The organism is Eubacterium ramulus ATCC 29099 (genome assembly GCF_000469345.1).
Taxonomy (GTDB): Bacteria; Bacillota; Clostridia; order Lachnospirales; family Lachnospiraceae; genus Eubacterium_I; species Eubacterium_I ramulus.
Window position 1 is genome coordinate 1 of record NZ_KI271135.1, and the last position, 22,541, is coordinate 22,541.

General features: G+C 45.0%; 20 protein-coding genes. 2 read left to right on the forward strand and 18 right to left on the reverse strand.

Translation table 11 applies throughout. The features are described 5' to 3' along the window. Positions 1 to 487 precede the first annotated feature (487 nt). The gene (locus tag HMPREF0373_RS09370) at positions 488 to 2,098 is read left to right on the forward strand and encodes a PucR family transcriptional regulator (RefSeq protein WP_021739463.1); all 1,611 of its coding nucleotides are present in this window, start codon (positions 488 to 490) and stop codon (positions 2,096 to 2,098) included. A gap of 233 nt (positions 2,099 to 2,331) precedes the next feature. Here the strand turns inward: HMPREF0373_RS09370 and HMPREF0373_RS09375 are convergent, their stop codons facing one another. The 7 genes from HMPREF0373_RS09375 to trpS form a co-directional block, all read right to left on the reverse strand. Then, complete coding sequence (locus HMPREF0373_RS09375) at positions 2,332 to 3,606, reverse strand: adenylosuccinate synthase (protein WP_022036511.1); 1,275 nt, start codon at positions 3,604 to 3,606, stop codon at positions 2,332 to 2,334. A gap of 217 nt (positions 3,607 to 3,823) precedes the next feature. Next, the gene (locus HMPREF0373_RS09380; RefSeq protein ID WP_021739465.1) at positions 3,824 to 4,246 is read right to left on the reverse strand and encodes a PaaI family thioesterase; all 423 of its coding nucleotides are present in this window, start codon (positions 4,244 to 4,246) and stop codon (positions 3,824 to 3,826) included. Beyond that, positions 4,246 to 5,118: a DegV family protein gene (locus tag HMPREF0373_RS09385; RefSeq protein WP_021739466.1), complete on the reverse strand. Its 873-nt coding sequence runs from the start codon at positions 5,116 to 5,118 to the stop codon at positions 4,246 to 4,248. Before HMPREF0373_RS09385 ends, HMPREF0373_RS09380 begins: the two co-directional genes overlap by 1 nt. Positions 5,119 to 5,369: 251 nt before the next feature. Then, positions 5,370 to 5,672 carry a DUF6506 family protein gene (locus tag HMPREF0373_RS09390; RefSeq protein WP_021739467.1) on the reverse strand — a complete coding sequence of 101 codons (303 nt, stop codon included), beginning with the start codon at positions 5,670 to 5,672 and terminating at the stop codon, positions 5,370 to 5,372. Between the two features lie 172 nt (positions 5,673 to 5,844). Then, positions 5,845 to 7,458, reverse strand: a complete 1,614-nt coding sequence (locus tag HMPREF0373_RS09395) for a MutS-related protein (RefSeq protein ID WP_021739468.1) — start codon at positions 7,456 to 7,458, stop codon at positions 5,845 to 5,847. After that, complete coding sequence (locus HMPREF0373_RS09400; RefSeq protein WP_021739469.1) at positions 7,455 to 7,955, reverse strand: VanZ family protein; 501 nt, start codon at positions 7,953 to 7,955, stop codon at positions 7,455 to 7,457. The genes HMPREF0373_RS09395 and HMPREF0373_RS09400 overlap by 4 nt, the downstream gene beginning before the upstream one ends. 64 nt (positions 7,956 to 8,019) lie before the next feature. Then, a complete protein-coding gene (gene trpS, locus HMPREF0373_RS09405) occupies positions 8,020 to 9,063 on the reverse strand; it encodes a tryptophan--tRNA ligase (protein WP_021739470.1) in 1,044 nt (347 codons plus the stop codon). Between the two features lie 372 nt (positions 9,064 to 9,435). On the opposite strand from trpS, the gene HMPREF0373_RS09410 reads away from it, so the two are divergent. Continuing rightward, positions 9,436 to 10,023 (forward strand): cytidylate kinase-like family protein, encoded by a 588-nt coding sequence (locus tag HMPREF0373_RS09410; RefSeq protein ID WP_021739472.1) that lies wholly within the window; start codon positions 9,436 to 9,438, stop codon positions 10,021 to 10,023. A gap of 198 nt (positions 10,024 to 10,221) precedes the next feature. On the opposite strand, the gene HMPREF0373_RS09415 is transcribed toward HMPREF0373_RS09410, so the two are convergent. The 11 genes from HMPREF0373_RS09415 to priA form a co-directional block, all read right to left on the reverse strand. Then, positions 10,222 to 10,869: a thiamine diphosphokinase gene (locus HMPREF0373_RS09415; protein ID WP_021739473.1), complete on the reverse strand. Its 648-nt coding sequence runs from the start codon at positions 10,867 to 10,869 to the stop codon at positions 10,222 to 10,224. A 71-nt stretch (positions 10,870 to 10,940) separates the two neighbouring features. Then, positions 10,941 to 11,594: a ribulose-phosphate 3-epimerase gene (rpe, locus tag HMPREF0373_RS09420; RefSeq protein ID WP_021739474.1), complete on the reverse strand. Its 654-nt coding sequence runs from the start codon at positions 11,592 to 11,594 to the stop codon at positions 10,941 to 10,943. A gap of 20 nt (positions 11,595 to 11,614) precedes the next feature. Beyond that, entirely contained in the window at positions 11,615 to 12,496 is an 882-nt protein-coding gene (gene rsgA / locus HMPREF0373_RS09425) for a ribosome small subunit-dependent GTPase A (RefSeq protein WP_022036504.1), read from the reverse strand. A gap of 51 nt (positions 12,497 to 12,547) precedes the next feature. Continuing rightward, positions 12,548 to 14,629, reverse strand: coding sequence for a Stk1 family PASTA domain-containing Ser/Thr kinase (gene pknB, locus HMPREF0373_RS09430; RefSeq protein ID WP_021739476.1), 2,082 nt, complete (start codon positions 14,627 to 14,629; stop codon positions 12,548 to 12,550). Beyond that, on the reverse strand, positions 14,623 to 15,366 hold the full coding sequence (locus HMPREF0373_RS09435; RefSeq protein WP_021739477.1) for a Stp1/IreP family PP2C-type Ser/Thr phosphatase: 744 nt from the start codon (positions 15,364 to 15,366) through the stop codon (positions 14,623 to 14,625). Before HMPREF0373_RS09435 ends, pknB begins: the two co-directional genes overlap by 7 nt. 3 nt (positions 15,367 to 15,369) lie before the next feature. After that, positions 15,370 to 16,413 carry a 23S rRNA (adenine(2503)-C(2))-methyltransferase RlmN gene (gene rlmN / locus HMPREF0373_RS09440; RefSeq protein WP_021739478.1) on the reverse strand — a complete coding sequence of 348 codons (1,044 nt, stop codon included), beginning with the start codon at positions 16,411 to 16,413 and terminating at the stop codon, positions 15,370 to 15,372. A gap of 19 nt (positions 16,414 to 16,432) precedes the next feature. Then, a complete protein-coding gene (gene rsmB / locus HMPREF0373_RS09445; RefSeq protein ID WP_021739479.1) occupies positions 16,433 to 17,749 on the reverse strand; it encodes a 16S rRNA (cytosine(967)-C(5))-methyltransferase RsmB in 1,317 nt (438 codons plus the stop codon). Continuing rightward, entirely contained in the window at positions 17,739 to 18,461 is a 723-nt protein-coding gene (locus tag HMPREF0373_RS09450; RefSeq protein ID WP_022036498.1) for a zinc metallopeptidase, read from the reverse strand. Before HMPREF0373_RS09450 ends, rsmB begins: the two co-directional genes overlap by 11 nt. 108 nt (positions 18,462 to 18,569) lie before the next feature. Beyond that, complete coding sequence (fmt, locus tag HMPREF0373_RS09455; protein ID WP_021739481.1) at positions 18,570 to 19,502, reverse strand: methionyl-tRNA formyltransferase; 933 nt, start codon at positions 19,500 to 19,502, stop codon at positions 18,570 to 18,572. Positions 19,503 to 19,646: 144 nt separating this feature from the next. Continuing rightward, complete coding sequence (gene def, locus HMPREF0373_RS09460) at positions 19,647 to 20,156, reverse strand: peptide deformylase (RefSeq protein ID WP_022036496.1); 510 nt, start codon at positions 20,154 to 20,156, stop codon at positions 19,647 to 19,649. Between the two features lie 76 nt (positions 20,157 to 20,232). After that, entirely contained in the window at positions 20,233 to 22,482 is a 2,250-nt protein-coding gene (gene priA / locus HMPREF0373_RS09465) for a replication restart helicase PriA (RefSeq protein WP_021739483.1), read from the reverse strand. Between the last annotated feature and the right edge of the window lie 59 nt (positions 22,483 to 22,541).

The window sequence follows — 22,541 nt, forward strand, 5'->3', positions numbered from 1 at the left end:
GTTGCAAGAGCTAAGAAGCCCGTACACAATCGTTTCCATGTCTTTTTCATAAATCTAATGCTCCTTTCATTTTGGGTAAAAAAATAGCCGTCCAATAAGAACGGCTGGAAATAGAAAAGGAACGTCATTTTAGGCGTTCCATAGTCTATAAGTTATTCAATTTTTTCTTGTTTCAATACTGATGTGCTGTACCATATCTTTGCATATCTAAGAAAACTAGCGTATCAAGGCTCATTCGTTAGTAGTAAATAAGTAGTAAATTGATGTGTTTGTTTCCTTGAAAATGCTGATAGATACTGTGTTTTAGCGGATAATCAGATTTTTATTGTGTTTTTATTTGAATATTTTTGTAATTTCCTACAAATTTTGATATTATGATAAAAACAGGGGGGATTTTTAAGCCAAATTACGGTTCATCAGCAGCTAATATACGAAATCATTTATTCGGGAACTTAATGTAGCAGATATAAAAAATGAGGAATGCAATATGAAGATCACATTAGAAATGGTATTAACGAAATTTTTTGCAGAATTTAACAATACAAAACTTCTGACATCAATATCTGATGCGCAGATGCAGCATGCTTTACAGGGCATTCAGCTTTTACCAAGGCACATGCACAGCCTGTCCGCGGATTATCTGTATGTCACAGATCAATTTTATTATTCTGCTGAAATATGCAAAGACTCCGGTAAGCAGAACTCAAATGCAACAAGTCTGATCACTTCGGATGATACGGATATATCATTCATTGTATTTGCCTCGGAAATTTCTTCTCTATCCGATATAGATCCGAAGGCGATTTTTATCCAGACAGATATGGAACTGGCTGAAGGTTTTAACACCCTACAAAAAATTTACGCAGAATTCATCGAATGGGGACGCCAGCTTGACTTTGCGATTTTTCGAAATGCAGATTTTCAGGAATTTATCGATATCAGTGAAGAAATGGTTGCCTGTCCGATTTTGATCTACGATCCGGCTTTAAAACTGCTGGCTTATTCCCGCATGTACCTGGGACTGGATGACCATATTTTCCAGACAGCCATCTCCAACGGATACCTGGATCTGGAAACTGTAAAATATTTTGAAAAAGATAAGATTTTTGCTCAGATGGACCACTCCGGAAGCGCTGTGGGAGAACCAGATAATTTCCGTATGCATGCTGATTTTGCCCGAGCCATCAACATCCGTAACGAACTGGCGGTATACTGCATTCTGCTGTACACCAGTGAGTACCCACGCAGCTACATTAACCAGCTCTATCAGATTTTTTGCAACAGCATTGAACATTTGCTGAAAAAACAGCACTCCGATTTTCTGAAGAACCGCTCCGTTACAGATTATTTTCTGATGGATCTTCTGGATAATCCGGGCATGCCTGCTGCGCAGATTCAGGAACGAATTTATTACAATGATCTGGATTACGAAGGAAACTACATCGTGATCTGCCTTCACTCCGACATCAGACAGAAGTCTTTTGAAAACTACTTCATCCAGCTTCTTCGCAACAACATGATCAACTGTCGGATTTTTGCCTACCGCGGCAGTATTGTGATTTTGTACAATCTTCCAAAATTCCGCAAAATGGATTACCGGGATTATCTCCAGGATAATCTGTACCACATTTTGAAAGATTTTTCCGACCGGAATATCACGTTATACTTCAGCAAACCCTTCACCACCATCGGACAGTTTGCAGAAGCCTATCAACAGGCAGAAAATCTCCATCGGATGAAGCTTGCCGAAAAAGATAATCTGTACTGTTTTTATGAAGACCACTGGTTGAAAAATCTGATTGACAGTACACTGCAGACGGACAAGACATTTTCCTTCTGTGAACCGTGTCTGCTCGAGATGCTGCATACAGATACAAAAAAATCCCGGCAACAGCTGGAGATACTTTATGAATACCTCCGCTGCGACCGGAAATCAACGGACGTAGCTAACAACCTTGGCATGCACCGCAACAATGTGATTTATCACATCAACCATATCGAAGAAGATTATCATTTGAATCTGGATGATCCGGATATGCGCCTACGGCTTCTAATATCCTTTGAAATATTGAAATACAGTAAAATTGATATCGGATAATTACTACAACTACCAGAAAAAAGTTGCAGCTGTCGCATAGGAGTTCATAATAGCATTCTTATTGGGGAAGGGGAATTATACCCTTTTTTATGTAATATAACTATTATTATAGCCATAAGCAAAAGGACGCATGAAAAAACTCTCGTTTTTTTCACACGCCCTTTTTCCTTATTGCTTATTCTGATTACCGCCGTTTCAGAGACATGCCCCACTGCGATACTGACCAATACAGATTATCTGTAAATAATATCATCTCTTCCCGGTCCATTTGAAACCATGGTGATCGGGAATCCAATCTGTTCTTCGATGAACTCCACATATTTACGGCAGTTCTCCGGAAGATCCTCGTAATTCTTGATTCCACGGATATCACATTTCCATCCCGGTAATGTCTTTAATACCGGTTTTGCTTTCTCCAGTTTTGCAGTGGTCGGGAACTCGGTTGTTACCTCACCATCAATCTCATAGCCTACACATACCGGAATCTCATCCAGATATCCCAATACATCCAGTACTGTAAATGCTACATCAGTGGCACCCTGCAGACGGCATCCGTATTTACTTGCCACACAATCAAACCATCCCATACGTCTCGGTCTTCCTGTTGTTGCTCCAAATTCGCCGCCATCACCGCCACGTCTTCTCAGTTCATCAGCCTCATCACCGAAAATCTCGCTGACAAATGCACCTGCTCCTACTGCACTTGAATATGCTTTGCAGACAGTGATGATCTTCTTGATCTCGTATGGCGGAATACCTGCACCGATTGCACCATAGGCCGCCAGTGTGGAAGAAGAGGTAACCATCGGATAAATTCCGTGATCCGGATCTTTTAATGTACCAAGCTGACCCTCTAACAGAATCTCTTTGCCCTCTTTGATTGCATTCCACAGATAGGTAGATACATCGCATACATACGGCTCTACCATCTCTTTGTACTGGTGCAGAGTCTCTAATAACTCATCCGGATTCAACAGTGGTTTGTGATACAGATGCTCTAATGTAACATTCTTTGTCTCACATACGCGGACAACTTTCTCTTTTAAAAGTTCCTCATCAAATAACTCACTTACCTGAAAACCGATTTTTGCATATTTATCTGAGTAGAATGGTGCAATACCGGATTTTGTAGAACCGAATGATTTACCACCCAGTCGCTCTTCTTCGTACTGATCGAATAACACATGATATGGCATAACCATCTGTGCACGGTCAGATACAAGAATTTTTGGCATTGGCACACCTTTTGCAACAATGTCCTGGATTTCCTTGAACAGTACCGGAATATTTAATGCAACACCGTTACCAATGATACTTGTTGTATGTCCATAAAAACATCCTGACGGAAGTGTATGAAGTGCAAATTTACCATAATTGTTCACGATTGTATGGCCTGCATTTGCGCCACCCTGGAAACGAACAATAATATCTGCCTCTTTTGCCAACATGTCGGTGATTTTGCCTTTTCCTTCATCACCCCAGTTTGCTCCTACTACAGCTTTTACCATAATTACAGATTCCTCCTTCGGCATTATAAAAGACAGGTGTAAAACCTGCCTTTTTTATTTTCCGTTTTACTTTATGATTATACACGATAATATACAAGATGTAAAATCTTTTTTCTAATATATCGCCTTTATTTATAAACAAAACTTATAAATGTTTCTTCTTTGGATCTGAGAATGCTTATTCTGCGGTAAAGCGGACATTCGCAATCCGCTTTCGCTACTTGCTCATGAACGCAGTCGCTTTAATTTTATCCAGATAAAAAAACGTCATCGTTGCCTTGGCAATCTCGCGGTCGTTCTCGTCGGTGATCATCACATCATACACACACATTTTTTTGCCAACCTTGATCTCACGGGATTCCCCGATCAGTTTTTTACAGTTCATGGCAGGACGCAGATAATTAATATTTCCTGACACAGTAGTCACATATCTGCCACGGCTGGTAGCTGCCGCTCCGCCCACAGTATCTACCAGGGTAAACAGTACACCTCCATGAGTGGAACCGATAGGATTTGCATGACGCTCATCCAGTATAATTTCACATTTTGCATAACCTTCCCGGAGTTCTACTGTCCGAATCCCGGTATGCTTGATATATCCCATGTTTCTGATTTCTTTTAACTTCTCGTAATCAATCATTATGCATCTACCCCAATTGCTTTTGTGGCAGTCACGGCCAGTGCTCCCGGTCCGATATGGCAGGCAATGCTCAGGGAAAGCGGATTCAGCACGATCTCATGATTCGGAAATGCTGCCTGTACTTCTTTTTTGAACTCTTCCGCTGCTTCCAGGTCATGGGTATACGCCATGGAAATATGTACACCAGTGCCATCAGCAGAACCAAAACGGCGCTCGCAGTCATCTTTGATCTGTTTGATCATAATGTTCTTCGCCTGTTTGACTGTTCTTGCTTTCGCAAAAGCATCCAGCTTTTCACCCTGGATCTGAAGAACCGGTTTTAATTTCAACAAGGTACCAAGGGCTGCTGCCGCCGGTGTGATACGTCCGCCTTTTTTCAGATAATATAAGGTATCCAGCATGATATAGATACTGGATTCCATTTTATTCTCCATGAGTTTGTCATAGATCTCCTGACCGGATTTTCCTGCTGCCGCAAGTTCCATGGCATCCATCACAGACTGGCGCTGTGTCACGGAAATACGCTGATTGTCTACGACAAATACCTTTCCTTCATAATCCTGCGCCAGCATTGCCGCAGTAGAACAGGTACTGGAAAGTCCGCTGGACATCGGAATATGCACGATCTCATCGTACTCCTCCAGCAGTTCATCCCAAAGTTCTGTAAAATCAGTTAAAATAGGGGTGGATGTATGAATATCCGCACCTTCTGTCAATCTCTCATAAAACTGTTCCTGGGTCAGGTCAATATCCTCCAGAAGCATTTCTTCATTAATATAAAACGGCATCGGCATGACGCGAATTCCAAGTTCTTTTGCCTGTGCCTGAGTAATTCCACTGTTACTGTCTGTCACAATCGCTACTTTACTCAAATTTTCATTCCTCCGTTTTTTCTCGCTTAACTCTCACACATAATTTTTATCAGCATTACAAATAGTAACATACCCCTGATCAAAAAACAACCGTTCGCCCAAAAGTATATATACAAAAAAGAGCTTTAAACGAACCAGGCATGCCAAGATACGCTCAAAACTCTTTTTTTGCTTCGATTATTATTTTAATTTTCAAAAATTTCTTTCAGATTTTTTCAAAACGTACGCAAGTTTTTTGTTTCATTCCGTTTCTACTGGAATAACTCGTCTCCACTTTTGAAACCGAAAGCCGGATGATAATCAAATTTTACAGCTCCTACCGGAATCTCCGGTCCTACTGCTTTTTTAATCCGTGCGATTCCTTCATTGCCAAAACCTGCGCATAACTCAATGGCGCCACATCCGTTTGCAACCAGTTCCTTTGCTGCTGTTTCTGCCTGATCGTAAGTGGAGCATCCTACCACATGTAATGTCAAAGTCTCAGAAGGAATCACTGCCTTCTGTTCCTGTGGGTTCTGTCCTGGTGCTACATAAATAAAAGCTGCATTAATCATGATGTTTCTCCTCTCTCATGCTTCTTCTGATCCATTCCGCGTTTTCTGCATCTATACGAATGTATCCTGCATTTTTCCGGAACAGTTTTATTTTAATACCGGCATCAGAACTTGTAAAGTCTTTCTCAGCCTATCTTTCACACAATTTCTGCTCCGGTGACAACTTTTCTCCCTATGCATTTTGGCAGATTTCCTGCAGATTCAGACCGTATCGTGCCGCAATATCTCTTGCATAGCTCAGTCCGTCCGGTGTCGTTCTCTGAATTCGGTAACTGCGCACACCGCCTTCCACATCTTCCATTTGCGCCACCAGATTATCGATTTTGCTGCGGTTGCCCGGATACGCATTATACTCTGATACTTTCATAGGCAGATCATGAATATGAGTCACAAACAAACCACAGCATCCTATGACACCGATCCCCGTCAGCACTTCCGATGCAATATAGCCCGCCTCCAGCCCACTGGTACTGGAAAATGATTCATCCATCAAAAGCATGTCTGTCTCTGACAGCTGACTCAAAATCTCGCTCAACCGGGCACACTCACTCTCCAGACGGCCTTTTCCATAATTATTTTCATCTGAAACCGGAAAATGTGTAAAAATACCGGTTACCGGACTCATTTTTGCCTGATATGCGGGCACAAAAAGTCCAAGCTGGCACAATGCCTGCGCCATTCCTACAGAGTAGGCGAAAATAGACTTTCCGCCGTGGTTCGGTCCTGTTACCAGATAGAACCGTCCCTTTTCATCCAACACAAACTCATTGGAAACAACGGTTTTTTCCACGCCCCGCATCGCCAGCATCGGATTGTACACCTGCTTTAATTCACATACCTTATCCTCCACCGGACAGATTTGGGGGCGACACATCTTAAATCCACGGTCACGCATATCCAGAATAAATTTCACCCCGGCGGTCAGAAACCGGATATCATCCAGCAACGCTGCAAACATCGCTGTATTTGCTTTATAATAATTCTGGATCAGAGGTTCGAAAGAGCGCAGCGGTTTTTCAAAAATTGTCTGTAATGCACTTCCCATGGCATAATTCAACGCTTTCTGTTCTTCCCCATGCAGCCCCTTTTGCAGCGGGTAAAGCGGTGTCATCATCACCTGTCGGTCATTCAGCCGGTGTTTCATCAGCTTGTCTATGATACTTCCCGCAGAAAACGCCTTCTCATTGACCGAAATGATCCCCGCTTCCTTTGGCCGCAGATTGTCATCCAGGTTAATGCCGATGGTCACGCTCTTCAAATATCCAAAATTTTTACCGGTAGCAGCCATCTCCCGTTTCAGATTCTGATATTCCTCGCTATGGGACACTTCATAGATAAGTTTCCGGAATCCTTTCATTCCCTCTGACCGGATGTCAGAAGTCACATCCTGTTCCAGCTTTGTAAACATATCGGAAAACAGATCCACTAATTCCTCATACATTTCCAGATATCGCACAGCACTTAGTGCTGAATCCACGGAAAAATCACTGCTCAGCACTTTTCGCAGATCTGTCACATTCTGAATTGCTGCCACCGACTGACAGAATGCATCATATAGCATCGGATGTTCTACAAGATCTTCCACAATCGCCTGCCGATACTGCAACACATTCGGATCCGTTGAAAAAAATTTTTCCAGTGTCAGATCCGAATATCCCCGATATCGGTCATTTTGTAATACCACCATATCATCAATCTGCAATGCCTGAATAAAATCAAACGATTTCATCCGTACTTCCTGTGCCGGATCACACTCCGGCGGATACAAAAAACGAAACCCTGTCATTTACTTTTTCTCCTCCTAACACGTTTTCCTCGCATAGTTCTGCTGTGCATCACAAGCACCACAATCAGACTCAGCACCAGTGCACCACTGCTGTCAATCAGTACATCTGTAAATCTGCCTGCACGACCCGGTACAAACAACTGATGAAATTCATCCGTACATGCATAGCCGAATGTCAGCACAAAAGATGCGATATTGCTCCCTTTTCCACGAATCCCGGATACCCAGAACGCGGTCAGAAAAGATATGCACAAAATAATATATTCTGTTACATGTGCCCCTTTCCTCACCAGCATGGAAAAAAGATGTAACAGACTGACATCTGTGACCTGTGGGAACACCCCCAGCTTTTCCCGTACCTGTAAAAGTATCTGCACAAAAATATTACTCAAATGGGAAGATTCTTCTGCATGCTGACTGGAAAACAAAAATATCATCCCTGCCACAACCGTCGGGAACAACCACACAAGATACTTTTTGCTATATTGTCTCTTCATTTACAAACCTCAAAAAGTCCCCTGCTTATTGCTCTACACAATCAAAACAGGGGACTTCGCTCATTTAATCAAAATAATTAATCTGCATTGCAGCACGTACGTCATGTAATGTCTCTGCCGCTTTCTTCTCAGCAACTTCTGTACCGGCTTTCAGAATGTCATATACATCCGGAATCCGCTGTTCCCACATTTTACGTCTCTCGCGGATTGGTGCCAGTTCCTCCTGAAGTACATTGTTCAGGAATTTCTTCACTTTGACATCACCAAGACCGCCGCGGGTATAATGTGCTTTCAACTCGTCCAGATTCTGATAATCAGGAAGATACTCTGCAAAATGCTCTGGTTTGCTGAAAGCATCCAGGTAAATAAATACCGGATTGCCTTCTACTTTACCCGGATCTTCCACACGCAGATGATTCGGATCTGTGAACATGGACATTACTTTTTTCTTAATTTCATCTGACTCATCGGACAAATAAATACAGTTTCCGAGAGATTTACTCATTTTTGCCTTACCATCAATACCTGGCAGACGCAGGCAGGCCTGATTGGTCGGAAGTACGATCTCCGGCTCTGTCAGTGTCTCACCATACACACTGTTAAATTTGTGAACGATTTCTTTACACTGCTCAATCATCGGCATCTGATCCTCGCCAGCCGGAACAGTCGTGGCACGGAATGCAGTGATATCTGCTGCCTGGCTGATCGGATAACAGAAGAAACCTACCGGAATGCTGGATTCAAACTTTTTCTGCTGAATCTCCGCTTTTACAGTTGGATTTCTCTGAACTCTGGATACTGTAACCAGATTCATATAATAAAACGTCAGTTCCGTCAGTTCCGGAATCATGGATTGGATAAAAATGGTTGCTTTCTCCGGATCGATACCGCATGCCAGATAATCCAGCGCTACCTGAATAATGTTCTGACGAACTTTCTCCGGATGCTCCGCATTATCAGTCAGTGCCTGAGCATCTGCTATCATAATATAAACTTCATCATACAGTCCGGAATTCTGCAGACGAACTCTTTCTTTCAATGATCCCACATAATGTCCGACATGAAGGCGGCCTGTCGGGCGATCACCTGTCAAAATACTTTTACTCATTTTTGCTACTCCTTTACATATCTTGTATTATATGACACCAAAGCTTTATCGTCAACAGAGGGAACGTTTTTTATTCTTTTACATATGGTAATTCAAGTCGAACGCACGTGAGACTTGGTGCGTGATTCTGGTCAGCGAAAGCTGACATATTCTTTTCAGAATCACCGCACATCCTCGCGGAGCGTTTATCTCAGTCGGAGATTGTACTCCCACTGAGAAAGACTTGTTATTACTCACCACTTGCAGAAGTGGGAGTCTTCTCGACTGAGATAAATATTTTACCAACTCTGTATGTTTCTTTTTTCTGCCCGTTTATGTTATAATACAGATGTGAAAACAGGATACTAAACATCACAGGAAGAAGGTGTTATTATGAAACAGACAATTATCACAATCAGCCGTGAATTTGGCAGTGGTGGCCATTTTATTGGGGAAGAAGTATCAAAACGGCTGGGCATACCGTTCTATGATAAAAATATCATTCAACAGATTGCTGAAAAAACCGGATTTTCCGAGGATTTTGTCAAAGAACAGTCCGAATATGCTCCATCTAAAAATATGTTTGCCTACGCTTTTGTGGGACGGGATCATACCGGAAGTTCTCTGTCTGATCGGATCTATGCCGCCCAGACACAGGTTATCCGCAATCTTGCCGAAAAAGGATCCTGCATCATCATCGGACGCTGCGCTGACTATATTTTAAAAGACCGGCCGGATACTTATCACATTTTCGTATATGGGGACGAATATGAAAAAATATCGCGTACACAGCAGCTTTTCAACTTATCCGAGAAGGATGCACGCGCGATGAACCGTGATATGGACAAAAAAAGACGTCTCCACTACGAATACTATACCGATCGTAAATGGGGTGATCCACAAAACCATTGTATGTGCCTGAATACCAGCGCACTTGATACGGAACGCTGCATCCGGTACATTTTGGATCTGTTTGAATAAATGGAAGAAACATCTGTTATTTAACCTAAAAACGGAATGGGATCAAAGCAAGATCCCATTCCGAAGTGTAAAGTGCAGTGATTCTGAGAAGAATTTGTCAGCTTTCGCTGACCAGAATCACGCACCAAGTCTCACATGCGTTCGACTTGATTCTGTCATTATAATTACCGGTACATCGTTCATTTCGAAAACGCTGTACTAGTCCCTTGACTCGATTACAAGTAAAATACCGTTCTGACAGGTAATGCTCGCAGTCTCCGCTTCCAGTTCATTGCTCACACCACGGGCAATCCCACTCACCAGTGTAAAATTCTCCACCTCATAAGCAAATCCCTTTAATGTAATACCTGTAACTTCCGGAGTAAAAGGAATCAGTGACACGAACTTTCCAAACTGATCAGATTTTTGCAACATTATCTGCCCATCCACCATCCGAATCCGGTTGTGGGCATCTACGATCTGGCAGGAAACACCTCTGTCCAGTGCCAGCTTCAGCATCTGGATATTCCCCAGCAGATGATCTATACGGGTTCCGGTAGCTCCGATCATTGTAACTGCATCTGCTCCAGCCGCAATTGCACGAAGCAACGCCAGCTCCGTATCTGTCTCGTCCTTATGTGTTGGAAATTGTTCCATCCGCTCCGGACACGTTTTCTTAAAATAAGTATAGGATGCATCATCCACAGAATCGAAATCTCCAAGGATCAGATCTGGCTGTATTCCGGCTGTATGACAGAATTTCATACCTGCATCCGCACATACAACGTAATCCCATGTATACTTTTTTAAATACTCGCATGCAAACTTATAATCAATACTTCCACCTGTCACAATCAACGTATTCATATCGCTTCGCCTCTCTCATCATTAGAAACTTCTCGATCACAAGCAACCGCAACGGTCTCTCAAACGAACTATTATTTTTCCATAATATTCAGGAAACTCTCAACATTTTCCCTGATATCACCTTTAAACACTGCGGTTCCTGCAACAATAATATTTGCTCCGGCATCCAGCACTTCCTGCACATTGTTCAGTGATACACCTCCGTCTACTTCGATATCAGCCTGACAATGTTTCTCTTCCATCATCTTTTTCAGATCACGGATTTTCTGTGTGGTGTACGGAATATATTTCTGTCCGCCAAATCCCGGATTGACGCTCATCAGAAGTACCATATCACACTCCGGAAGGATATAATCCAGAACAGATAACGGCGTCGCCGGATTTAATGCCACACCTGCCAGTACGCCACGATCTTTGATGGCATGCAAAGTACGATCCAGATGTTTGCACGCTTCGGCATGTACTGTGATCAGATCTGCTCCGGCATCTACGAACTCATCGATATAACGTACCGGCTCATCAATCATCAGATGCACGTCAAAAATACGATCCGTACATTTGCGGATGGATTTGATCACCGGAAGTCCGAAAGAAATACTCGGCACAAAACTTCCGTCCATTACATCGATATGCACATACTGTGCACCTGCCTCATCCAACATTTTTACCTGTTCGCCCAGAATTGAAAAATCTGATGCAAGCAGTGAAGGTGATAAACAATTCATTTTCTATACTCCTTTTATTTCTAATATTTTCTCTTGTCTTTCAGTTCATTATAGATCTGTACATAATTATTATATCGGCTCTGGCTGATTTTCCCCTCCGCCAGTGCTTCTTTCACGCCGCAGACCGGTTCACCGATATGGCTACACCCGGTAAAACGGCAGTTCTGCTCATACTCCACAAATTCCGGGAACAACGTTCCCAATGTCTCTTTTTCGAAGAAATCCACCGCCAGAGAACTGAAGCCCGGCGTATCAAAAATATAAGTCTGTTCATTCAATAAGATCAGCTGCGAATGGCGGGTCGTATGCTTGCCGCGCTGAATTTTCTCACTGATCTCCCCGGTCTCCATCTGTACCTCCGGCGCCAGCAGATTGATCAGCGTAGATTTTCCCACACCAGAAGGTCCTGCCACAGTAGTTGTTTTTCCTTCCAGTGCTGCCCGCAACGGTTCAATGCCCTCCTGCTGTCTGGCACTGACAAAAAACAATGGATATCCGCAGGTTCCATAAGCATCCCGCAGTTCCTGAATTTCTGCCTCCGAAGCCAGATCTTCTTTATTAAAACAGATCAGCGTCGGCACGTTCTGTTGTTCCATCATCAGTAAAAAACGATCCAGCAGATTCAGATTCGGCTTTGGCGAAGTTCCTGCGAAAATCACAAGTGCCTGATCCACATTGGCAACAGCCGGACGAACCAGTGCATTTTTGCGGGGCAGAATTTCTACTACGTTTCCTTTTTTCTCTTCTTCATCAATAATATCAATGGACACGTTATCTCCCACCAGAGGTTTCATCTTTTTCTGACGGAATGCGCCCTTTGCTTTACATTCATAGATACCGGATCCTGCTACTGACACGTAGTAGAATCCGGCAATCCCTTTTACAATCTTTCCTTGTTTCATCTTGCACATTACTCTTTTATGCTGTCTTTATTTTGTGATTATCTGATATCTTTACTCTTTGTTAAAAGAAATCTCTTTTTTCTGGGTGGAAGTTGCTGCATTTCCATTTGCATCGGTGTAATGCCAGGTGATCACAATCGTTCCCTTCGGCACATCAATACCATGAGCTTCAAGGGTATACGGAAAAGAAGTTACTCCGTTCCAGTTCTGAATCAGATCATTACTCTCGGATTTATACAGTTCGATATCTGCAGAAGTTACTGTTACATCCGTCGGTGCACTTACCTTGGAATTAATATAGTAAGTTACTTTTTCAGGACCTGAGCTGATAACGATCGTAATAGCAGCACCTTTATCTGCATACTGTCCCGCATCAATGCTCTGACTGATAACATTTCCGGAAGCAACCGAATCACTGTGTTCTGTTGTGGTTGTCACTGCAAATTCAGACAGCGCTGCTTTTGCATCTGCCTCTGATTTACCGCGTACATCCGGCACTTTCACTGACTCACTTCCCTGGCTGACATAAATCGTCACTTTTGTTCCTTCTTTTACTGTGCTTCCGGATTTTGGATCCTGACGGATAACCTGGCCCGCGGGAACATCATTACTGAATTCGAACTCACGACTGACCGTCAGATTCTTGTCTTCCAATGTAGCCATCGCTGCATCGGAGGTCTTTCCTGTCACATCAGGTACATCCACTTCCTTGGCATTTTCCTCTTCTGAGCCGGCAGATACCGTAACTTTGATCGTCGTTCCGGCCTTTACTGTCTCGCCCTCCGACACATCCTGATCAATGATCTCACCTTTTTCATAAGTATCAGAAACTTCCGTTCCGGCTTCCGTCACTTTCAGTCCCAGTTCTTTTAAGTCTTTCTCTGCCTCGGAAAGTGTTTTTCCCTTCAGATCGATCATAACAACCGTTTCTTTTTCTTCCTGCGCAATCTGTGTATCGTCTTTTTTATTGTTTTTATTTCCCGGACCGAAATGGAAAATATCAAAGAAACTTCCTACCAGATAGATTACAATGATTGCAATGATAACCGCTACCACAATTCTCATAATGCCAACGATTTTTTCCATCTTGGAATTCAGAAAACGTCCCTCTTCTTCGTCATCATCCTCGTCATATTCACTCATATCATAATCTTCATCATCTTCTTCCGGAACTTCCTGTGCCATAGTTTTCTTTTCCGGCTCCGGATTCACAGTTTCTGCCTGCTTTCTGATCTGGCTGACCTCATCATCTGTCAGCACACGGGTCTTGGTCTTATCCTGATTAAACGGAACCAATGTCACGAAATCTTCATTTGGATTCAACAGTGCTTTCCGTAGATCGATCAGCAGACTCTCCATGGAATCGTACCGGCGATCCGGACTTTTCTGGGTACATTTCTGAATGATCTTCTCCAGACTGATGGGCAGATTCGGTGCATAGGTACTTGGCGGAACCATTTCATCCTGCAGATGCTGGATCGCCACTGCCACGGTACTGTCACCATCAAAAGGCACGCGGCCGGTCACCATCTCATACATGACAATTCCCAGGGAATAGATATCACTCCGGTTACTGACATAACCGTTTCTCGCCTGTTCCGGGGATGCATAATGCACAGATCCCATAACATCGGAATGGATCGTATGCTCGGATACTGCACGGGCGATTCCAAAATCCGTTACTTTTACTTTACCATCCGTAGAGATAATAATATTCTGAGGTTTGATATCACGATGAATGATATGTTTTGCATGGGCAGCCTGAATTCCTCTGCTCACCTGAATTGCAATGCTCAGTGTTTCTTTATAGTTCAACTGACCTTTTTTTTCAATATAGGTCTTGAGGGTAATACCTTCCACATATTCCATGACAATATAATGAATGCCATTCTCGCTGCCGACATCATAAATATTGACGATATTCGGATGTTCCAAACCTGCTGCCGCCTGTGCTTCGCTGCGGAACTTCGTCACAAAATTAGTATCTTCGCTGAATTCTTCCTTCAGTACTTTGATTGCCACATATCTGCCAAGGGTGTGATCCTTCGCCTTATAGACGTCAGACATGCCACCAGTTCCAATCTGACCTACGACTTCGTAGCGATCGGCAATATACGTTCCATTTTTTAACATTCTGCCACCTCATCTGAATTAGGTTCTATTATGATAACGGTGATATTATCCTTTCCACCGTTTTTGTTTGCCAGTTCAATCAGACGCTCCGCCTTATCAGACAGGCTGCCTGCACCGTGTAATATCTGAAGAATCACGGAATCTTCCACCATATTGGTCAGTCCGTCAGAGCACAGGATAATATACTCCCCTGCCCGAAGCTGCCGTTCAAAAATATCAATTTTTACCTTTTCGGACACCCCCACTGCCCGGGTAATGATATTTTTATCCGGATGATTCTTTGCACTCTGCGGATCCATCTGTCCCAGACGCACCATCTCCTGTACCAGCGAATGATCCTGTGTTACCTGTGTGATCTCGTCTCCGACAATATACAGCCGGCTGTCACCGACATTTGCCACAAGCAATGTCCTTCCCTGAATCACTGCCGCCACAATCGTGGTTCCCATTCCACGCATCTGCTGATGTGCATCCGCATATTCTTTTAATTTGCGATTCGCTGTCTCGATACTTTCTGACAGAATTCCAACCGCTTCCTCCTCTTTGCTCCCTTTGATGGATCTTACAATATGTTCCACCACATACCGGGATGCAAATTCGCCTGCTTTATGTCCCCCCATACCATCTGCTACCAAAAACAGATTGGGCAGTTTTCCTACAGACTCTTCTGAGGAATAGAGATAGTCCTGATTCATTTCTCTTGTGTTTCCAATATCTGTAAGAGAACTTATCTTCATCTTCTAAGAGTCCTGCCTTTCTGAGAACCGTTTGCGCAACTGTCCGCATGCGCCATCTATATCACGGCCCATTTCTCTTCTAATAGTAACATTAATTCTGCATTTTTCAAGTTTATTTTTAAATTCCTGCACTGATTTTCCGTCAGGTTGCACAAAATCTCGCTCTTTAATTGGGTTTACAGGTATCAAATTGACATGACAATTGATGCCATGGATCAGTTCTGCCAGTTCCCTTGCATCTTCCTCAGTATCATTTACACCAGCAACCAAACTATACTCAAACGTAACTCTGCGTCCTGTTTCTTCAAAATAATCCTGCATTGCATCCACTGCTTCGTGAATGTCATAGGATTTTGCCACCGGCATCAGTTCCAGACGTTTCTCCTGATTGGATGCGTGCAATGACAGTGCCAGTGTGATCTGCAGCCCTTCCTTCGCCAGATCACGGATCCGCGGTACCAGACCGCAGGTGGAAACCGTGAGATTCCGCTGACTGATATGTAAGCCGTTTTCATCCGTGAGCATCCGGATAAATGTCAGAAGATTGTCATAATTATCCAACGGTTCTCCGGTTCCCATGACCACCACATTCGACACACGCTCTCCGGTGTCTGCGCTGATCCGGTAAATCTGCTCCAGCATCTCCGCCGGTGTCAGATTACGCACCAGACCGTCCAGGGTCGATGCACAGAATCGGCATCCCATGCGGCACCCCACCTGTGAGGAAATACACACGGAATTACCATGTTTATAACGCATCAGTACACTTTCCACCATGTTGTGAGCTTCCAGTTCAAACAGGTATTTGCGGGTTCCGTCCAGGGCAGATTCCTGCATCGTCACCTGTTTCAATACTGTAAAAGTGCAGTTTTCCCGGATTTTCTGCCGGAAAGCTGCAGACAGATTGCTCATCTGCTCCGGATCATCCACCAGTTTCACATGCATCCACTGATAAAGCTGTTTTGCCCGGAATTTTTTTTCTCCATATTCTACTGCCCACTGTTCTAACTGTTCCAGCGGCAATGATTTTATATCTGTTTTTCCCATTCTGATTCTCTATACTCCATTATCTGCGGTGCATCTTTGCCATGAAAAATCCGTCGCATCCCTCATACGGAAAATACTGACGCATCTGCTCCAGTTCAAAACCGGCATGCGTCTCCAGAAATTTCTGTACGTTGTCTTCGTTTTCTTCCCTTGTCATGGTACAGGTGCTATACAACAGCGTCCCATCCGGTTTGACATAGCCGCACACCACATGCAGGATTTCCTGCTGCAACGCTGCGAGTTCCGCAATTTTCTCCTCAGAAGCATTGTACTTAATATCTGTCTTGGTTCCGATGACACCCAGTCCGGAACAGGGCAGATCCGCAATGACCACATCTGCTTTTTCTCTGGCAGCTTCATCAAACACTCTGGCATCCCACACTTTCGCCGTCATGTTGGAAAGCCGGCACCTGTCAATATTTTCCTCGATCATTTCTACTTTATATTCCGTCAGATCTCTGGCTTCCACATGTCCCTGTTCACCGATCATACGTGCCGCATAAACACTCTTTCCGCCCGGTGCCGCACAGACATCGATCACATGGTCTCCCTGCTTTGGTGCTGCCAGTTCCACTGCCAGCATAGACGCGGTATCCTGTACATACAACAGACCGTTTTCAAATTCTTCGATTTCATCCAGTGCTTCATATCCGGATAAAAACAGGGCTCTTTCCACCTGTTCATTCCGTCTCACTGTAATTCCCTGTTGTTCCAGGGAAGCAATGATTTCTTCCACGGAACTCCGATCTGTATCCACCTGCACTGAGGTCGGATGCGGCATGAGATAAGCTGCCAGGCTCCGCTCACAGGCTTCTGCCCCGTACTGCTCTGTAAAACGCTGCACCAGCCATTCCGGTATAGAATATTTGACAGACAGATACCGCACCGGTTCTTTTTTCGCATCCGGATAACGAATCTGGTCCATGTTTCGCGCAATCGTCCGCATCACACCGTTTACAAATCCCTTCAGTCCGCCAAACCCGCGTTTTACTGTCAGCTTTACGGCTTCGTTGCAGGCTGCGGAATCCGGCACGGAATCCATATATTTCAACTGATAGACTCCGCTGCGCAAAATTGCTGCGATCACCGGCTTCATCTTTTTTACTTTTGTTTTAGAAAACTGGTTAATAATGGCATCCAGCTCAATCATCCGTTCGATCGTCCCCTGGGACAAACGTGTGATAAATGCACGATCCTGTTTCGGCAGATACCGGTATTTGTCCAGCACATCCCGAATGGCGATATGGGAAAACGCTCCGTCCCTGGTAACAGCCAGCAGGATATCCACCACCAGATTTCTCGTATTTACATTGTCACTTCTACTGTTAGTTATCATCCCTGCTTCTTCCTCCGAATAAAATGATCAACCGCAGAAGCTGCAGGATCATGGATGCGGCACTTGCCACATAAGTCATGGCAGCCGCTGTCAGAACTTTTCTCGTATCTTTCAGTTCGGCACTTCCCAGAATCCCTGTATGCTCCAGTTCCTGCATCGCCCGGTGGGAAGCGTTGAATTCCACCGGCAGCGTGATCAGCTGAAACAGTACCGCCAGGGAAAACATGATAATTCCCGCCTGGATCAGCACACTGCTCATCGACCCCCGGAAGATCAGACCAATGATGATCAATGGCCATGCCAGGTTGGAACCAATATTTGCGATTGGTACAAAAGCGCCACGGACACGCAGCGGCACATAGCCTTTTGCATGCTGGATCGCATGCCCGCATTCATGGGCAGCAACACCTACCGCAGCCACCGACGTGGAATTATATACACTGTCTGACAGACTTAACGTCTTATTCATTGGATTGTAATGATCCGTCAGATTTCCCTGAATATGCTGTACCTGTACATCATGAATACCTGCATCCCGCAGAATCCGCTCTGCTGCCATAGCACCGGTCATTCCCGACATGCTGCGCACACGCTGATAGCGGCTGAAGGTGCTGTTCATTCCGGCAGATGCGATCAGGCAGATCACAGCTCCGATAATCACAAATATATACGTATAGTCCATCCAGTAAAAACCATAATATCCATAAGGCATATCATTCACTTCTTTCTGCTGTGTTCCGCACAATTTTTTGACCTGAATGTTACAACTCACGCCTCTGACTGTACACAACGCAGCTTCTGTTACTTATTTCAGGAGATACTATTCTCCCAGTTTCATTCCTTCACTCAGGGCATTACCGCGCAAGAACGCATCCGCACTCATCCGCTTCTTGCCTTCCAGTTGTACTTCCTCCAGCATCAGAATACCGTCGCCGGTCTGCACACCCACGCTGTGTTTCGTCACTTCTGTCAGTTCACCCGGTTCTTTATCGGATGTCTCATCCTTTACTGCTGCCGCCCAGATTTTCAATGTCTTGCCATTAAGATAAGTATATGCACTCGGCCATGGATTTAAACCGCGGATCAGACATTCAATCTCTGCTGCCGGTTTGTTCCAGTCGATGATACCAAACTGCTTTTTGATCAATGTTGTCTTTGTAGCCGCTGCATGATCCTGCTTTGTATAAATCGCGGTACCATCCTCAATAGCTTCCAGCGTGCGGACACAAAGCCTTGCACCAACTCCGCTCAGTCGGTCAAACAGACTTCCGCCGGTTTCTTTTTCATCCAGCACAACTTCTTCTTTCAGGATCATGTCACCGGTATCCAGTCCCTCATCCATCCGCATGGTTGTGACACCGGACACTTTCTCACCGTTGATAACTGCCCACTGAATCGGCGCAGCACCACGGTATTTCGGCAACAGGGAAGCGTGCACGTTCACACATCCATATTTTGGCATTTCCAGAATCTCTTTCGGCAGAATCTGGCCAAATGCCACTACCACAATGATATCTGCATCAAATGACCGCAGATATTCCACGCACTCCGGTTCCCGGACACGGCGTGGCTGATATACTTCAATGCCGTGCTCCAGTGCCGCTTCTTTCACCGGTGGAAACTGCATGGACTTACCTCTGCCCTTCGGCTTGTCCGGCTGTGTCACCGCCAGTACCACTTCATGTCCCGCATCGATCAGTGCCTGTAATGTTCCCACGGAAAAATCCGGGGTTCCCATAAAAATCACTCGCATATTCTATCCTCCTGTTCCTGTCATTCACAGGTTTTCCGGTTCCTGTATGTAAAGCAGACATTCGCAATCCGCTTTCACTGCTTGCGCATGAACGCAACCGCTTTGCGACCTGTCAGCGGGAGCTTTTAATTCCCACTGACATAACTATGCTTCTTCGTCGATTTCTTCCCAGTCTTCCTCATCTTCCGGATCCGCATACTGTACATCGTGGATCTCACCTTCCACTTTTTCCACATACATATGACCATCAAGATGATCCAGTTCATGACAGATGGCCCGTGCCAGCAGACCTTCCCCTTCAATCTCATATTCTTCCAGATTCTCATCAAAAGCTCTTGCTTTTACATAATTCGGGCGTGTTACCTGACCCGCTTTTCCAGGAAGACTTAAACATCCCTCATCACCGGTCTGGCTTCCTGCTGTCTCAAGGATCACCGGATTGATCATAACGATCGGACCTTCGCCCACATCGATGACTACGATCCGGCGCAGCACGCCCACCTGTGGTGCTGCCAGTCCAACACCGCACGCATCATACATAGTCTCCAGCATATCATCGATGAGATTGGAAATACGCGGGGTCACTTTTGTTACCTCACGACATGTTTTTGTCAATACCTCATCACCCATAATTCTGATTGTTCTAAGTGCCATTGTTTTCTCCTCATTTTCTTTCGTTTTCAGATATTCCGGTCTTTGACCGTTTTGCCAACATGATTCCATGTTTTTTCTAAAACCCGTTCATCGGGTCAAAATCAAATTGAATCGTTACTGCCCGAAATGCCGGATCCTTTCTGATCTCCTGCTCCAGCATATTTTTGGCATGAACCAGCAGCTGATAATCTTCCGCTTTTACATACAGTACCTTGCGAAAAATATCATTGATCCGGGAAACAGCTGCATCGGCAGGTCCAATGATCTGCAGATGTTCCTTTTCTTTTTCCATTTTAGTCAATAACTTATATTTTAACATATCCTGTGCCTGTTTGACCAGCATTTCCTTTTCAGACGCTGCATGAACCACCAGCATATGCCATTTTGGTGGATAATGCAGCATTTCCCGGAAAAAGATTTCCTGCTGGAAAAATGCCTCATAATCCTGTGCAGCTGCCGTAACGATGCTGTAATGTTCCGGCTGATAAGTCTGAATAACGACTTCGCCCTGCCGGCATCCCCGGCCTGCACGGCCAGCTGCCTGAGTCAGCAGCTGAAACGTCCGCTCCGGCGCCCGGTAATCACTGATGTGCAGCGACAGATCCGCCGCCAGAATCCCCACCAGCGTTACGTTCGGAAAATCATGCCCTTTCACGATCATCTGGGTGCCGATCAGGATATCCGCCTCCTGATTGGAAAATGCTGACAGAATCGACTCATATCCGCCTTTTTTTCGTGTTGTGTCCAGATCCATCCGCAGCACCCGGGCAGATGGAAACTGCTGCCGGACATACTGCTCGATCTTCTGGGTTCCTGCTTTGAACCCTCCTACATACGAAGAACCGCAGGACGGACATTTTTTTACCATAGGTTGCTGATACCCACAATAGTGACACACCAGATTTCCATCATTATGCAGGTTCAGTGATACATCACAATGCGGACATTTGATCACCTCACCGCAGGAACGGCAGGATACAAAACCGGCCACACCCCTGCGGTTCAAAAACAGCATGATCTGTTCCTTTTTCTCCAACCGGTCCGTCATCAGTTTCCGCAGCCTGTCGCTGAGGATCGACCGATTTCCATTCCTTAATTCTTCCCGCAGATCCACTGTATATACCGTCGGTAACGGTCGGGCACTGACCCGCTCCTTCATCTCAAACAGCCGGTACTGCCCCTGTTGTGCCCGGTCATAACTTTCCACAGAAGGAGTTGCCGATCCAAGCACTACATGTGCCCCGCACAGCATTCCTCTTGCGATTGCAGTCTCCCTGGCATGGTACCTGGGCACTGTCTCACTTTTGTAAGCTGCTTCATGTTCCTCATCAATGATGATAACACCTAAATTTGGAAAAGGTGTGAACAATGCAGATCTCGGTCCGATCATGACATCCAAAAGTCCTCGTTTTGCCCGTTCAAACTGGTCTGACCGTTCCCCCGGAGACATTCTGGAATTCAGGATTGACACCCGCTCCCCGAAATGATTGTAAAACCGCAGCACAGTCTGAAAAGTCAGTGCAATCTCCGGAATCAGCACAATCGCCTGTTTTCCCTCCCGGAGTACAGACTTGATCAGTTCCATATATACTTCTGTCTTGCCGCTTCCCGTAACACCATGGATCAGACATGGACGCTCATCCCCTGACCGCCATCCGTTTTCAATTCCGGTCACAATCTGCTGCTGTGCCGGATTAAGAGTCACCACTGTTCCCTGCTTTTTCATCTGATCCAGCGGATTGCGCCAGCTGCGGATGCTCTCCACCCGGATCAGTTCCCGTTCCTGCATGGCCCGGATCACAGAAGCCGTAATATTCAGTTTCTGCGTCACTGTTTCATACGGAAGAGGCGACTGTTCCAGCAGCGCTTCCAAAAGCCTCGCCCGGGCAGTCTGGTGCTTGCGCTGCAATTCTCCCAGCAAAGACTTCGCTGTTGTCGGATTCGGTTTCAGCCAGATCAGACGTTGTTCCTTCTCCGTCGTCTTTTGTTTTACCGGAAGCACGGTTTTTAATGCCTGATTCATAGTTCCGCCAAAATTTTCCCGCATCCATGCCGCCAGAGCGATCAGCTGTCCCTCAATGGGAATACCCTCCCGGATAACGTGGCTCACCGGCTTGATCCGCTCCGGAGCAAACTCCGGCTCTTCGGTAACTTCCACTACATAACCTCTGATTTTGCGGTTGCTGCGGCCAAAAGGAATCTCTACCGGCGTTCCCGGGTGAATCTGATCCAACAGTTTCTCCGGAATCCGGTATTGAAAAGTCCGATCCAGCTTTTCATGGGAAATATCTATTATAATGTTTGCATACAATGTTTTTTTATCCATCCTGTCATTATTTCATTCGTAATTCTGCTATTCGTAAAGCGGACATTCGCAATCCGCTT